Source organism: Brevundimonas sp. (assembly GCF_041648615.1).
Classification (GTDB): Bacteria; Pseudomonadota; Alphaproteobacteria; order Caulobacterales; family Caulobacteraceae; genus Brevundimonas.
On sequence record NZ_JBAZOS010000031.1, the window covers coordinates 23,842 to 36,568 of the forward strand.

Here is a 12,727-nt window from a genome sequence, read left to right on the forward strand (position 1 = left end):
GCATCCTTGATGCGGCGCCGTTTGCTTTTCGGGCGCCGGGTTGCGCACCATCTACTTGAGGGCCGCCTATCGCCTCACGCGCGGCAAGAGGCTACTTGAGAGCCCTGTTCCGCTCTCCCAGACCGAGTCCTGACTCCGATGACCGTTCACTTCCACGAAGGCGACCTGCCGAACGGCCTGGACCTGGGCCCCGAGGTCGCGATCGACTCGGAGACCATGGGCCTGCGTTTCCGCCGCGATCCGCTGTGCGTGGTCCAGCTGTCGGCCGGCGACGGCGACGCCCATGTCGTGCGCATGAACCGCCCGGGCTACGACTGCCCGAACCTGAAGCGGCTGCTGACCGATCCGGCGGTGCTGAAGCTGTTCCATTTCGGCCGCTTCGACATCGGCATGTTCCAGCTGCACCTCGGGGTCGAGACGCGGCCGGTCTATTGCACCAAGATCGCCTCCAAACTGGCCCGCACCTACACCGACCGCCACGGGCTCAAGGACGTGGTCCGCGAACTGGTCGGGGTCGACCTGTCCAAGGCCCAGCAGTCCAGCGACTGGGGCGCGGCCGAGCTGTCGCCGGCCCAGCTGGAGTATGCGGCGTCCGACGTCCTGTACCTGCACGCGGCCCGGGCCAAGCTGGACGAGATGCTGGCTCGCGAGGGCCGCGCCGAGCTGGCCCGTCAATGTTTCGACTTCCTGCCGAGCCGTTCGGCCCTCGACCTCGCGGGCTGGGACGAGATGGACATCTTCGCGCACACCTGATGACAGACCCCGCCGACATCCGGGACCAGGCCGACGAGGCGCGCGTCGCCTCCACGGCCAGGGCGTTCCGCGCCCGGTCGCGGCGGGTGCATCTGCTGCGCCGCGTCCTGCCGGTGGCGATCATCGTCCTGGCCGGCGGCACGATCAGCTGGATCGTCCTGCGCAGCGTCATGTCGGACGTCGAGCGCAAGGCCGGGACCAGCCGCGAGGTCCGGCTGGACAGCGCCATGTTCCACGGTCAGGACGCCGAGGGCCGCAGCTTCATGATCGGGGCGAAAAGCGCCGTGCGCGACCCGGAGACCGGCCAATTCCGTCTGATCGGCCCGGCCCTGAGGCTCAACCTGGGCGGCCGCAAGGTCACCACCCTGACGGCCGACGGCGGGACCTACAACGAAGCCGGAAAGTCCGTCACCATCGGCCCCAATGTGCGGATCGTCGACGGCGGGTCCGGCTTCACCCTGGTGACCCCGGAGGCGGTGGTGAACACCTCCACGGGCGTGGTGACGGGATCGAAGGGCGTCGAGGGCTCCGGACCTCTTGGAACCATCTCCGCTTCGTCCTATGCGATTTATGAACAGGGTCAGAGGGTCGTGTTCAGCGGCTCCGGTGATAACAAGATACGCGGCGCCATCAACGCCGGAGGGTCCAGCAGATGAGCATGAGCAGATTTTTGAGCGCGGCGGCCCTCGCCCTGGCGCTGGCGTCCATCCCCGCGTCCGGCGAAGCCCAGAGCGCGGTCAACAGCAGCGACGCCCCGATCTCCTTCGGCGCCGACTCGGGCGAATACGTCGGCGACACCGTGACCCTGCGCGGCCGGGCCGAGCTGATCCAGGGTCAGAACCGCCTGCGCGCCGACAGCGTCTCGGGCCTGAGCCAGACCGGCGAGAGCCGCATCCAGGCGACGGGCAACGTCTATTTCGTCACCCCGGAACAGACCATCCGCGGCGACAGCGCCGTCTATACGACCGCCGACGACATGATCGTGGTCACCGGCGACGTGATCCTGACCCAGGGCCAGAACGTGCTGACCGGTTCGCGCCTGACCTACAACGTCCGCACCCGCACCGCGCGGATCGAGGCGGGCGGCCAGGGCGGGCGCATTCGCGGCGTCTTCTACCCCCAGAACAGCGGGAACTGAGCCCCGGCTCGGACCTGACCTTTGGCGCGCAAGGAACTCTCAGCCCTCAATGTGAACGAGGCCCCGGTCGAGCCGGCGCCCGCGCCCGCGCGCGCCACGGGCCTGAGGGTCGAGCACATCGCCAAATCCTTCGGCCAGCGGCAGGTGGTGCGCGACGTCTCCCTGCACGTCCAGCGGGGCGAGGTCGCCGGCCTGCTGGGGCCCAACGGCGCCGGCAAGACGACCTGCTTCTACATGATCACCGGCCTGATCCCGCCCGACACCGGCTCCATCTGGCTGGACGGCGAGGACATCACGGCCCAGCCGATGTACCAGCGCGCCCGCATGGGCCTGGGCTATCTGGCGCAGGAGGCCTCGATCTTCCGCGGCATGACGGTCGAGCAGAACGTCAAGGCGGTGGTCGAACTCCACTACACCGGCGCGACCGCCATCGCCGAAGAGACCCGCCGCCTGCTGGAAGAGCTGCGCATCGACCATCTGCGCCACGCCCCGGCCTCGGGCCTGTCGGGCGGCGAGCGGCGGCGCTGCGAGATCGCCCGGGCCCTGGCCGGCAAGCCCAGCTTCATGCTGCTGGACGAACCCTTCGCCGGCATCGACCCCCTGGCCATCGCCGACATCCGCCAGGTGATCCGCTATCTGTCGGACGAGGGCATCGGCGTGCTGATCACCGACCACAATGTCCGCGAGACGCTGGAGATCATCGACCACGCCTCGATCATCTCGGGCGGTTCGGTCCTGTTCGAGGGCAAGGCCGAGGACGTGATCCGCGATCCCGAAGTGCGCCGGGTCTATCTGGGCGACATGTACGGGTAATTCCGGACAAACTTGGGCCTGCGTTCCCTTGTCATCCCGGACGCCGCGAAGCGGCGATCCGGGACGGTCCCTGCAACCTTGACGCCTCCCGGTCGGCCCGTCAGGGTCGAACCGGGAGACAGGGCGATGCCGAACCGCTTTTATGTCTATCTACTCGCCAGCGGGCCGTGCGGCTGGCTGTACGTCGGCGTGACCAACGATCTGATCCGGCGGGTGGCGGAGCACAAGCAGGGTCTGATCCCCGGCTATACGTCCGAGCGAGGTATCGACCGGCTGGTCTGGTACGAGACCCACCAATACATCGATCAGGCCATCTTGCGGGAGAAGCGGATCAAGCGTTGGCGCAGGGAATGGAAATTCGCGCTGGTTGAAGAATCCAATCCCCGTTGGGGCGATCTGTACGGGGAACTGCGGGCGAGGGGAGGCTAGGCCCGGTTCGGCCTCGGCCGACCGGGCCTTGTGACGGTTGGCGCACCTCCGTCCCGGATCGCCGCGTTTGCGGCGTCCGGGATGACAAGGGCTCCAGGCCCCCAGGGAACGTGGATTGGACTTGGGGCGTCCCTCACTCCCGCCCCAAACTCAACCGACTGATCAGCACCGCCGCCCGCTGCGACTGGCGCACCAGACTGTCCAGATCGACCCATTCGCCGTCCGCATGGGCGTTGCCCCCGGCGACGCCCAGACCGCCCAGCGTGTCCACGTCTGCGGCGACGAAGCCGCTGTCCGCCGCCCCGCGCCGCGCCGGGTCATAGGCCGCCATCTCCGGCAGGCCGAGGTCGCGGTTGACGATGTTCAGCCGCTCCAGCAGGGCGATATTGCCCTCGCTCGGCGCCATGGGCGGATAGCCGCCCTCGCCGAAGACGAGTTCGGCCCCGGTCCGGGGCAGGTGGGCATCGACGATGGTCTGCATGCCGGCGCGGATGCGGGTGTCCTGTTCGGCGGTCAGGGTGCGCAGGTCGCCGCGGGCGATGGCGGTCGAGGCGACGATATTGGTCTTGCCGGAGGCGGTGGCATTGACCCCCTCGGTATCGATGGCGGCGGGCGTGCCGCCGGCGATGACGCCGACATTGTAGGTCAGGTTCGGCTCGGGCAGGTCGCGGCGGAATCCGTCGAGGATGCGCGCCATCTCGTAGATGGCGCCATAGCCGAGGGTGTCATTGAATATGCCGCTGGAATGGCCGGTGCGCCCGGTCGTCGTCAGGGTCCAGTTGGTCGAGCTGCGCCGCGCAACGGTCCCGAACTCGGCCCCGTCGTCGAGGGCGAGGTTCTCGAACTCCAGGGCGAAGGCTGCGGCCTGCCCGGCGGCAATCAGGTGGCGTCGGGCCAGAGAGGACGGCGAGCCGATTTTTTCCTCGTCCCCGGTCAGGACCACGGTGACATTGGAGCCCCGCAGCGTGCCCGCCGCCTGCATGGCGCGCAGGGCGGCGACGATGACCACCACCCCGCCCTTGTCGTCGCCGACGCCCGGCCCCGTGGCGCGGGCGCCGTCGCGCTCGAAGCGCTGGAACGGGCTGTCCGGCTCGAACACCGTGTCGAGGTGGCCGATCAGCAGGATGTTGCGGCCCCGGCCCGGATGGGTCGCGACCAGATGTCCCGCGCGGCCGGTCTCGCCCATGTCGACCCAGCGGACCGCGAAGCCCAGCGGCTCCAGCTCGGCCCGGACCATGTCGCCGACGGCCCGGATCCCGGCGAGATTCAGCGTGCCGCTGTTCTGGTTCACCAGTCGCTCCAGCAGGGCGATGTGGCGGTCATGCTCGGCCTCGACCGTCCGCATCATCGTCTGCTCGGCGCGGCTGGGCTCGGCGTGGACGGCCGCGGGCAGGGCGAACAGCAGCAGGACGGCAAGGATCAGGCGCATGGACGGTCTCTCTCGCAAGGCCCGAGGCTTGCCGATCGGCGCGCCGGAGTAAAGCACGCCCGCCGCGTCGGGGGGACCGGATGGCGACGACCGCTTTCGACCCATAGCGTAGGTTCCGGTGGCTCGCGTTACATCCGGGGTGGTTTGTAGTTGTCCGCTCTTGGCCCAACCATATTGAAGAGCGGCTTCGGCACCGGACCCCAGCGGTTTGCCGTAGGATCGCCCGGCCTACCTCCCAATTCTATCGCCGCCCAGCCGAAGGCCAGGAACTGTGGGGTCCATAGCCATGACGGCTTGAGCGGCAGTGATATCCCTAAGGCGGAAATGCTGAAACCGACTGCGAAGGTCACCACGCTTGTCGCTGCATAGACCCAGAATGAGATTGGTCTGACATCCCGGTCATGCGCTCGTCTTATCGAGACGTGACCTTGAACCGCTAAGGCTACCGCCAAACTGACGGCTTGGGCGACGCCCAGCAGAACTGGTGATTGGATGGACGCACCAGACAGGGACCCGCCATCCCCCGATACGCTCCGAGACAGGAACTCCGTAGCTTGGAGGTAGAGGAAATAGGCCACGATAAACGTGCCCCACCATTCCAGTCGCCCCACCCGAGATTTCATGTGCTGCCCCCAGCCGCCCTATGCGAGCCAATGATGTCAGAGCGAACGTCCGCTTCCCACCCATCTCGGACGTTCCGAACGTCCGCTCCGGCTTTCCATGCCGGTCTTGCAGGGGCGCTGCGGGCTTAGACCCCCGTTAACCGGTTTGGCGACACAGTCGCCGCAGCAAGTTTCGGGCCACGCGGCCTGGCGGGCTTGGCGGGGGAATACGGTGCTCGGTCAGAGGCTGGAGATACGGCAGGGCCAGGGGCTGGTCATCACGCCCCAGCTGCAGCAGGCGATCAAGCTGCTGCAACTGTCGAACCTCGAGCTGGACGCCTTCGTCGAGGCCGAGCTGGAGCGCAATCCGCTGCTGCAGCGCGAGGACGCCGAGCCCGGCGGCGAGATCGAGGCGCCGGCTGCGGTCGAGAGCCATGACTCCGCCGAGATGAGTTTTGACGAGGGCCGGGTCCAGGACGCCGACCGCACGCTGGATGCGCGGTCCGACGACGTCTACGGCGACGCCAGTCCCGGCGAGCGCACCTCGGACCGGATGGAGGACGTCGGGACCGGCGAGGCCCAGGTCGGTCTCAACGACTGGTCGCGCGCCGGCTCGGGCGGCGGCCTGCCCGACGGCGAGGGCCGCGAACAGCCCGACACCCGCGACGCCACCCTGTGGGAGCATCTGCAGGGCCAGGCCTCGCAGGCGGGCTTCTCGGCCTCCGACCACGCCATCGCCCTGACCCTGATCGACGGCGTCGACGAGGGCGGCTATCTGCGCGGCGATCTGAACGAGGTCGCCGACCGGCTGGGCGTTCCGCTGGCGCGCGTCGAGGCGGTGCTGACCGTCTGTCAGGGTTTCGAGCCCACCGGCGTCATGGCCCGCTCGGTGCCGGAATGCCTGAAGCTGCAGCTGATCGACCGCAACCGGTTCGACCCGGCCATGGGCTGCATGCTCGACAATCTGGACCTGCTCGCCAAGCGCGACCTGACCGCCCTGCGCAAGGCCTGCGGCGTCGACGCCGAGGACATGGCCGAGATGATCGCCGAGCTGAAGGCCCTGACGCCCCGCCCGGGCGCGGGTTTCGGCGGCGAACCGGCCCAGACCGTGATCCCCGACGTGCATGTGCGGGCCGATCCCGCCGGCGGCTGGAAGGTCGAACTGAATTCGGACACCCTGCCGCGCCTGATCATGGACAAGCGCTATCATGGCGTGGTCGCGGCCGGTTCGCGCTCGGACGTCGAAAAGACCTTCGTCGCCGACTGCGCCGCCCAGGCCAGCTGGCTGGTCAAGTCGCTGGACCAGCGGGCCAAGACCATCCTCAAGGTCTCGTCCGAGATCGTGCGCCAGCAGGACGCCTTCCTCGCCTTCGGCGTGGAGTTTCTGCGGCCGCTGAACCTGAAGACCGTGGCCGACGCCATCGGCATGCATGAGTCGACGGTCAGCCGGGTCACCTCGAACAAATACGTCTCGACCCCGCGCGGCGTGTTCGAGCTGAAATTCTTCTTCACCGCCGCGATCCAGTCCTCGGACGGCGGCGCGACCCATTCGGCGGAGGCCGTGCGTCACCGGATCAAGGCCATGATCGACGGCGAGGGCCGCGACGGCGACGTGCTGTCGGACGACCGGATCGTGGAGATCCTCAACGAGGCGGGCATCGACATCGCCCGGCGCACCGTGGCCAAATACCGCGAGGCCCTGCGCATTCCATCGTCGGTCGAGCGCAAGCGGATGCTCCGCACCGGCTGAGCCGGCGGGGCGTATCTCAAGTCGCACCCGTCCGTCGTCGAAATCCCTCTTTAGTCTTCCAATTCCGTCGTCGAATTCTCAGGCGCTCAAATCGCCGAATTCCTCACGTCCCAAGGGGCCAATTGGCCGGGCGACTTTTCGAGCTTCACCACATTTCGGTGATCGGCGTTGACACCATTCCGGTTCGGTCGCGTTCTATCGACATGCAAATCCAGGTCAGTGGCAAGCAAGTGGATGTCGGCGACGCGTTAGGCTCGCGCATCTCCCAGGAACTCGAAGACGGGATCGGCAAATATTTCGAACGCGGCGCCCAGGACGCCGAGGTCGTGGTGTCCAAGGACGGCTACGGCTTCAAGGTGGACTGCTGGGTGCGTCTGGCGTCCGGAGAGGCCATCGTCACCACCGGACTGGGCGGCGACGCCCACGGGGCGTTCTCGGATTCGCTTGAAAAGCTCGAGAAGCGGGTCCGCCGTTACAAGCGCCGCCTCAAGAATCACCACGCCGGTCCGCGCGGCCTGTCGCCCGAAAAGACGGAAAACGCGGCCCGTGACGTGGCGCGCAGCATGGTCCTGCGCAGCCCGGACCAGGTCGAGGACGACGCCTTCGGCGACGCCGGCGCCCCGGACGAACCGCCGCCCGTCGGCATGGTCATCGCCGAAACCGAGGCCGAGATCCGCACCATCACGGTCGGCCGCGCGGTGCTGGAGCTCGACATGACCGGCTATCCGGTCGTGCTGTTCCGCAACGCGGCGCACGGCGGCATCTCGGTGGTCTATCGCCGGCCCGACGGCAATGTCGGCTGGATCGATCCGGAGCGGACGGCGAAATCGATCAATGGACACGGTTCGGTAAACGGTAGCGGCGTATAGTCTTCCCCTATGGAGGCGGGTGGTCTAAACGGCCCCCGCCCGTTCGGGATGTATGGGCAGAGTCGGGAACTCCTCATGGACATCGGTGATTTGCTGGCGGACGGCGGCGTCGTCCTGCGCAGCGGTGCGTCGTCGAAACGTCAGGCCCTGCATACGGTGGCCGAGGCCGCCGCCCATACGCTGGGCCTTCCGGAAAGCCGCCTGATGGAAGCCCTGCTGGAGCGCGAGGCCCTCGGCTCGACCGGCCTGGGCTCGGGCGTCGCCGTGCCGCACGCCCGACTGGAGGGCGTGGAGCGGGTGACGGCGGTCTTCGTGCGCCTGGACACGCCCGTGGCCTATGGCGCGGTCGATGATCGCCCGGTGGATCTTCTGTTCGCCCTGTTCGCCCCGCCCCGGGACGGCGCCGAGCATCTGCGGGCGCTGGCCGCCATCTCGCGCGCCTTGCGGTCTCCCGAGATGCGCGAGCAGCTGCGGCAGGCCCGCACCGTCGACGCCATCCGCGCCCTGTTTGTCAGGGACCAGGCGCCCGCCACGGCGGCCTGAGGCGTTCGCCGTTCCGCTAGTGGACGGACACCGGCTCCAGTTCGTGGGCCACGGCTGCGGCGAAGGCGGTTTCGCGGTCCATCATCACGGCCAGCCGTTCTCCGTCGGCGGCGTGCACGGCGAACAGGGTCGCCTCGGGATCGATCTTCAGGCCCTTCGACGCTTCCGGCACGACATCAGCCAGCACGTCGGAGGCGCGGATTTCCCGCACGTAAACAAGGTCGGGCGCTCCCAGGCCTTCAAAATCCTTTTGGGTCATCTTCATGGGCGTCATCAAGACCGCCTCCTTACGCTGAACTAACGCCCCTCAGGGCTTATGGGTCCGGCCCCGAAAGCGGCGACCGGAAAAACCGCGGGGTTCAGCCCGTGGTGATGGGTATGCGGCGGACGGTCGGCAGGTCCTCCGGCCGTTTCATGTCGACATGCAGCAGGCCGTGCTCCAGCCGGGCGTCCTCGACCTCCAGCCCGTCGGCCAGGACGAAGCTGCGAACGAAACCCCGGCCGGCGATGCCGCGATGCAGGAAGGCCTGGTCGGCCTTGTCCGACGGCTCGCGCTTGCCGGCGATGGTCAGCTGGCGGCCTTCGAGCGTGACGGCCAGATCCTCGGGACCGAAGCCGGCGACGGCGAGGGTGATTCGCACCGCGTGCTCGCCGCGCTGTTCGACATTGTAGGGCGGATAGCTGTCCGCGGCGGCGCGGGCGGCGCGATCGATCATCGCCCGGGTGTGGTCGAAGCCCAGCAGGAAGGGGCTGTCGAACAGAATGGTTCGCGTCGTCATCGTCTCATGCCCCCGAAGCAGGCTGTCGGGCCGTCTGCGCCCCCCGAAATCGGCGAGGCGTCGGCCTTGAGGTGCAGATGGTGCGGGACCGGCCGGAGATCAACAGCAGGCCGGATGGGACGAAGGCCCCGCGGTTTCCCGCGGGGCCTTCGATGGTGGAGCTTAGCGGAGTCGAACCGCTGACCTCTTGCATGCCATGCAAGCGCTCTACCAGCTGAGCTAAAGCCCCGAACCTTTCGGTCGGATCGCTTGGGGCCGGGAGGCCCTGCTGCGAGGCGGCGGAACCTATGTCAGGGTCTGATCGCGATCAAGCCCGGTTCAGCCATTTATTTTCGTCCTTCCCGGACCGCTGAAAAGCGGTCCGGGAAGGGTGCGAAAAATCGCCTATTCGTCTTCCTTCGGCGTCTTGATCTCGTCCTCGAAGCCGTCGTCATCCTCGTCCTCGATGAAGGGGACCGAGTCGTCGTCGTCATCGTCCGCCAGGACGTCGTCGTCCTCGGTGGCCTCGCCCATGCCGGACTCTTCGGTGGGGTCGACGGGCGTCTCGTCGTCGTCGTCCGGCGTCAGAATGGGCTCATGGCCTTCCTGATCGATCTCGGGCGTCGCGACGGCTTCTTCTTCCTCGTCCTCGTCGCCGTCGGCCTTCTTGTCCTTGACCTGATCCTCGTCGGTCTCGTCGGCGGCATAGCCGGCGGGACGGCCGCGGCGGTTGCGCAGTTTCAGCGCCTCCTCCGGATCGAAATCGGTCGCGCATTTGGGGCAATGAGCCGGGCGGCGGCCCAGGTCATAGAATTTGGCCTGGCAGTTCGGGCAGACCTGCTTCTGGCCCAGTTCGGGTTTGGCCACGGTGGAAAGACCTTTGGCGGGAGTGGGGAAATGGGGCGGCTCCCTTGCCACCCCCTGACGCCGCTGTCAAAAACCATCTCCGCGCGGGCCTCCCGACACTGGGCCCGCCGACCCATTCGGAGACCGCCTGGTGTCGATCCCCAGCTGCCTGACCGCCCGCCGCAGCGCCTCGCTGAACGGCCTCGTGCGCGCCCCGGGCGACAAGTCCATGTCCCACCGCGCCCTGATCCTGGGGGCGATGGCGACCGGCGTCACCGACATCGAGGGCCTGCTGGAGGGCGACGACGTGCTGGCGACCGCGCGGGCGGTCGAGGCCTTCGGCGCGACCGTCGAGCGGCTGGGCGAGGGGCGTTGGCGGGTCACCGGGCAGGGCGGGTTTCAGCCGCCGGCCAGCGTCATCGACTGCGGCAACGCCGGCACCGGGGTCCGGCTGCTGATGGGTGCGGCGGCAGGGTATCCGGTGGCGGCGACGTTCGACGGCGACGCCAGCCTGCGCAAACGGCCGATGAAACGGGTCACCGGCCCGCTGACGGAGATGGGCGCGCGCCTTGACTGGAAGAGCCAGCCCGACCGCCTGCCGGTCGAGGTCAGGGGCGGCGCCCTGGCCGCGATCGATTTCCTCCAGCCCGTGGCCTCGGCCCAGGTGAAGTCGGCCATCCTGCTGGCCGGGCTGAACGCGGACGGCGTGACCACGGTGACCGAGCCCGAACCGAGCCGCGACCACACCGAACGCATGCTGCGGGCCTTCGGGGCCGAGGTCGGGGTGTTGCCGATGGGCGCCGGCTGGCGGGTCAGCCTGAAGGGCGGGCAGACGCTGACGGGGACCCATGTGGCCGTGCCCGGCGATCCATCCTCGGCCGCCTTCCCGCTGGCGGCGGGCCTGATCGTGCCCGGATCCGAGGTGACCGTCGAAGGCGTGATGCTGAACCCGTTGCGCACCGGCCTGTTCGAGACCTGGCGCGAGATGGGGGCGGACTTGACGGTCTCGAACCGCCGCATGGCGGGGGGCGAGGAGGTCGGCGACGTCACGGCCCGGCATTCGGCGCTGAAGGGCGTGGTCGTGCCGCCGGAACGCGCCGTCTCGATGATCGACGAATATCCGGTCCTGGCCGCGACGGCCGCCTTCGCTCATGGCTCCACCGTCATGCGCGGCATCGGCGAGATGCGGGTCAAGGAAAGCGACCGCATCGCCCTGATGGCGGCGGGCCTGATCGCCTGCGGCGTTACGGTCGAGGAGGAGCCGGAGGGCTTCACTGTCACCGGCGGTCCTGTTCGAGGCGGCGCGACCGTGACCACCCACGGCGACCACCGCATCGCCATGAGCCATCTGGTGCTGGGTCTGGCGGCGCACGATCCGGTCACCGTCGACGAACCCGGCATGATCGCGACAAGCTTTCCCGGCTTTGTCGAGTTGATGCGCGGCCTCGGGGCCGATATCGCAGCGTCTGGATGAACCGGTTTCTGATTATCGCCGTCGACGGCCCCGCCGCCTCCGGCAAGGGCACGATCGCCGCCCGGCTGGCGCGGACCTATGGTCTGCCGCATCTGGACACGGGCCTTCTGTACCGGGCCGTGGGGCTGGGCGTGCTGGACGCGGGCGGATCTCTGGCGGACGCGGCCGCCGCCGAAGCGGTGGCGCGGGCGCTGGACGCCAGCCACCTGATTGATACCGGACGGCTGACCGACCGGGGCGCCGGCGAGGCCGCCAGCCGGGTCGCCGGTTATCCGGGGGTGCGCGCGGCCCTGCTGGCCTTCCAGAAGGCTTTCGCCGCCCGGCCGGGCGGGGCGGTGCTCGACGGGCGCGACATCGGCACCGTCATCGCGCCCGGCGCCCAGGCCAAGCTCTACGTCACCGCTACCCCTGAGGTGCGAGCCATGCGCCGTTGGAAGCAGCTGACCGGCCGCGGCGACGTCATCGCCTATGAGGACATGCTGGCTGACATCGTGCGCCGGGACGAGCGCGACGCCGGCCGGGGCGCGGCTCCCATGGTGCAGGCCGACGACGCCGTCTTGCTGGACACCACCGAAATGGATATAGAGACCGCCTTCGATGCGGCCCGCCGTATCGTCGAGGCGGCGCGTGTCCGGCACGGTCTCTAGAGATCGCAAGGCAAATCCAGCGCGTCATCCTCGGCTTCCGCGGGCGTTCTGACTCATTCGTCTCGCGTCCTGACGACCTGCTGACCCTTTCACACTCACCTCGCGCGGGGCCGTTCGGTCGCGCGCCACAGCCGTTAGAAACCTCACCACTGCATGACTGACACCCAAAGCTTCTCCCCCTCGCGCGACGACTTCGCCGCGCTGCTCGACGAAACCCTTCAGGGCCGCGACCTCGGCGAAGGCCAGGTCGTCCACGGCCGCGTCGTCGGCATCGAAAAGGACATCCTGATCATCGACGTCGGTCTGAAGACCGAAGGCCGCATCCCGGCCCGCGAGTTCGGCATCGGCGAAGGCGCCGTCATTCCGAAGCTCGGCGACAATGTCGAAGTCTATCTCGAGCGCGTCGAGAACGCCCTGGGTGAAGCCGTCATCAGCCGCGACAAGGCTCGCCGCGAAGAAGCCTGGACCCGTCTGGAAGTCGTGTTCGCCGAAGGCCAGCCGGTCAACGGCGCCATCGTCGGCCGCGTCAAGGGCGGCTTCACCGTCGACCTCGGCGGCGCCTCGGCCTTCCTGCCGGGCTCGCAGGTCGACATTCGCCCGGTGCGCGATGTCGGCCCGCTGATGGGCAAGGAACAGCCCTTCGCCATCCTGAAAATGGACCGTCCGCGCGGCAACA

Annotated in this window: 16 protein-coding genes and 1 tRNA gene; 11 read left to right on the top strand and 6 right to left on the bottom strand. The window is 68.4% G+C overall.

Going from position 1 to position 12,727, the window contains the following annotated elements; genetic code table 11:
* Nucleotides 1-138 precede the first annotated feature (138 nt).
* From WC555_RS11765 to WC555_RS11785, 5 genes are all read left to right on the top strand, one after another.
* A complete protein-coding gene (locus tag WC555_RS11765; protein ID WP_373253783.1) occupies nucleotides 139-753 on the top strand; it encodes a ribonuclease D in 615 nt (204 codons plus the stop codon).
* Nucleotides 753-1,409 (top strand): LPS export ABC transporter periplasmic protein LptC, encoded by a 657-nt coding sequence (gene lptC / locus WC555_RS11770; RefSeq protein WP_373253785.1) that lies wholly within the window; start codon nucleotides 753-755, stop codon nucleotides 1,407-1,409. The genes WC555_RS11765 and lptC overlap by 1 nt, the downstream gene beginning before the upstream one ends.
* Before the next feature lie 2 nt (nucleotides 1,410-1,411).
* On the top strand, nucleotides 1,412-1,891 hold the full coding sequence (locus WC555_RS11775; protein WP_373253786.1) for an LptA/OstA family protein: 480 nt from the start codon (nucleotides 1,412-1,414) through the stop codon (nucleotides 1,889-1,891).
* 21 nt (nucleotides 1,892-1,912) lie between these two features.
* Nucleotides 1,913-2,704 (top strand): LPS export ABC transporter ATP-binding protein, encoded by a 792-nt coding sequence (gene lptB / locus WC555_RS11780; protein ID WP_373253789.1) that lies wholly within the window; start codon nucleotides 1,913-1,915, stop codon nucleotides 2,702-2,704.
* Between the two features lie 126 nt (nucleotides 2,705-2,830).
* Nucleotides 2,831-3,133, top strand: a complete 303-nt coding sequence (locus WC555_RS11785) for a GIY-YIG nuclease family protein (protein WP_373253792.1) — start codon at nucleotides 2,831-2,833, stop codon at nucleotides 3,131-3,133.
* A gap of 133 nt (nucleotides 3,134-3,266) precedes the next feature.
* Here the strand turns inward: WC555_RS11785 and WC555_RS11790 are convergent, their stop codons facing one another.
* Nucleotides 3,267-4,562, bottom strand: coding sequence for a M20/M25/M40 family metallo-hydrolase (locus tag WC555_RS11790; RefSeq protein WP_373253794.1), 1,296 nt, complete (start codon nucleotides 4,560-4,562; stop codon nucleotides 3,267-3,269).
* 128 nt (nucleotides 4,563-4,690) lie between these two features.
* Nucleotides 4,691-5,185 (bottom strand): DUF805 domain-containing protein, encoded by a 495-nt coding sequence (locus WC555_RS11795; RefSeq protein WP_373253796.1) that lies wholly within the window; start codon nucleotides 5,183-5,185, stop codon nucleotides 4,691-4,693.
* Nucleotides 5,186-5,396: 211 nt separating this feature from the next.
* Between WC555_RS11795 and rpoN the strand changes: the two genes are divergently transcribed.
* From rpoN to WC555_RS11810, 3 genes are all read left to right on the top strand, one after another.
* Nucleotides 5,397-6,914, top strand: coding sequence for an RNA polymerase factor sigma-54 (rpoN, locus tag WC555_RS11800; protein WP_373253799.1), 1,518 nt, complete (start codon nucleotides 5,397-5,399; stop codon nucleotides 6,912-6,914).
* A gap of 203 nt (nucleotides 6,915-7,117) precedes the next feature.
* Nucleotides 7,118-7,783 (top strand): ribosome hibernation-promoting factor, HPF/YfiA family, encoded by a 666-nt coding sequence (hpf, locus tag WC555_RS11805; protein ID WP_373253800.1) that lies wholly within the window; start codon nucleotides 7,118-7,120, stop codon nucleotides 7,781-7,783.
* A 75-nt stretch (nucleotides 7,784-7,858) separates the two neighbouring features.
* Nucleotides 7,859-8,326, top strand: coding sequence for a PTS sugar transporter subunit IIA (locus WC555_RS11810; RefSeq protein ID WP_373253802.1), 468 nt, complete (start codon nucleotides 7,859-7,861; stop codon nucleotides 8,324-8,326).
* Between the two features lie 16 nt (nucleotides 8,327-8,342).
* Here WC555_RS11810 and WC555_RS11815 read toward each other — a convergent pair whose 3' ends face one another.
* The 4 genes from WC555_RS11815 to WC555_RS11830 form a co-directional block, all read right to left on the bottom strand.
* The gene (locus WC555_RS11815) at nucleotides 8,343-8,600 is read right to left on the bottom strand and encodes a DUF1150 family protein (RefSeq protein WP_373253804.1); all 258 of its coding nucleotides are present in this window, start codon (nucleotides 8,598-8,600) and stop codon (nucleotides 8,343-8,345) included.
* Nucleotides 8,601-8,685: 85 nt separating this feature from the next.
* On the bottom strand, nucleotides 8,686-9,105 hold the full coding sequence (locus WC555_RS11820; RefSeq protein WP_373253805.1) for an Hsp20 family protein: 420 nt from the start codon (nucleotides 9,103-9,105) through the stop codon (nucleotides 8,686-8,688).
* Between the two features lie 153 nt (nucleotides 9,106-9,258).
* Nucleotides 9,259-9,334: transfer RNA gene (locus WC555_RS11825), tRNA-Ala, on the bottom strand.
* 155 nt (nucleotides 9,335-9,489) lie between these two features.
* Nucleotides 9,490-9,951: a TIGR02300 family protein gene (locus tag WC555_RS11830; RefSeq protein ID WP_373253807.1), complete on the bottom strand. Its 462-nt coding sequence runs from the start codon at nucleotides 9,949-9,951 to the stop codon at nucleotides 9,490-9,492.
* Between the two features lie 136 nt (nucleotides 9,952-10,087).
* Here WC555_RS11830 and aroA point away from each other — a divergent pair, with 136 nt between their 5' ends.
* The 3 genes from aroA to WC555_RS11845 all read left to right on the top strand — a co-directional run.
* Nucleotides 10,088-11,404, top strand: coding sequence for a 3-phosphoshikimate 1-carboxyvinyltransferase (gene aroA, locus WC555_RS11835; protein WP_373253812.1), 1,317 nt, complete (start codon nucleotides 10,088-10,090; stop codon nucleotides 11,402-11,404).
* Nucleotides 11,401-12,051: a (d)CMP kinase gene (gene cmk, locus WC555_RS11840; RefSeq protein WP_373253808.1), complete on the top strand. Its 651-nt coding sequence runs from the start codon at nucleotides 11,401-11,403 to the stop codon at nucleotides 12,049-12,051. The genes aroA and cmk overlap by 4 nt, the downstream gene beginning before the upstream one ends.
* Nucleotides 12,052-12,204: 153 nt before the next feature.
* Nucleotides 12,205-12,727 (top strand): S1 RNA-binding domain-containing protein (locus WC555_RS11845; protein ID WP_373253809.1); only part of this gene is annotated, 523 nt, incomplete at its 3' end.

What these genes read in the sequence shown, in the direction of transcription:
- WC555_RS11765 (WP_373253783.1), top strand. Translation starts at nt 139, where the DNA reads ATGACCGTTCACTTCCACGAAGGCGACCTGCCGAACGGCCTGGACCTG.
- lptC (WP_373253785.1), top strand. Translation starts at nt 753, where the DNA reads ATGACAGACCCCGCCGACATCCGGGACCAGGCCGACGAGGCGCGCGTC.
- WC555_RS11775 (WP_373253786.1), top strand. Translation starts at nt 1,412, where the DNA reads ATGAGCAGATTTTTGAGCGCGGCGGCCCTCGCCCTGGCGCTGGCGTCC.
- WC555_RS11785 (WP_373253792.1), top strand. Translation starts at nt 2,831, where the DNA reads ATGCCGAACCGCTTTTATGTCTATCTACTCGCCAGCGGGCCGTGCGGC.
- WC555_RS11790 (WP_373253794.1), bottom strand. Translation starts at nt 4,562, where the DNA reads ATGCGCCTGATCCTTGCCGTCCTGCTGCTGTTCGCCCTGCCCGCGGCC.
- WC555_RS11795 (WP_373253796.1), bottom strand. Translation starts at nt 5,185, where the DNA reads ATGAAATCTCGGGTGGGGCGACTGGAATGGTGGGGCACGTTTATCGTG.
- hpf (WP_373253800.1), top strand. Translation starts at nt 7,118, where the DNA reads ATGCAAATCCAGGTCAGTGGCAAGCAAGTGGATGTCGGCGACGCGTTA.
- WC555_RS11810 (WP_373253802.1), top strand. Translation starts at nt 7,859, where the DNA reads ATGGACATCGGTGATTTGCTGGCGGACGGCGGCGTCGTCCTGCGCAGC.
- WC555_RS11815 (WP_373253804.1), bottom strand. Translation starts at nt 8,600, where the DNA reads ATGACGCCCATGAAGATGACCCAAAAGGATTTTGAAGGCCTGGGAGCG.
- WC555_RS11820 (WP_373253805.1), bottom strand. Translation starts at nt 9,105, where the DNA reads ATGACGACGCGAACCATTCTGTTCGACAGCCCCTTCCTGCTGGGCTTC.
- cmk (WP_373253808.1), top strand. Translation starts at nt 11,401, where the DNA reads ATGAACCGGTTTCTGATTATCGCCGTCGACGGCCCCGCCGCCTCCGGC.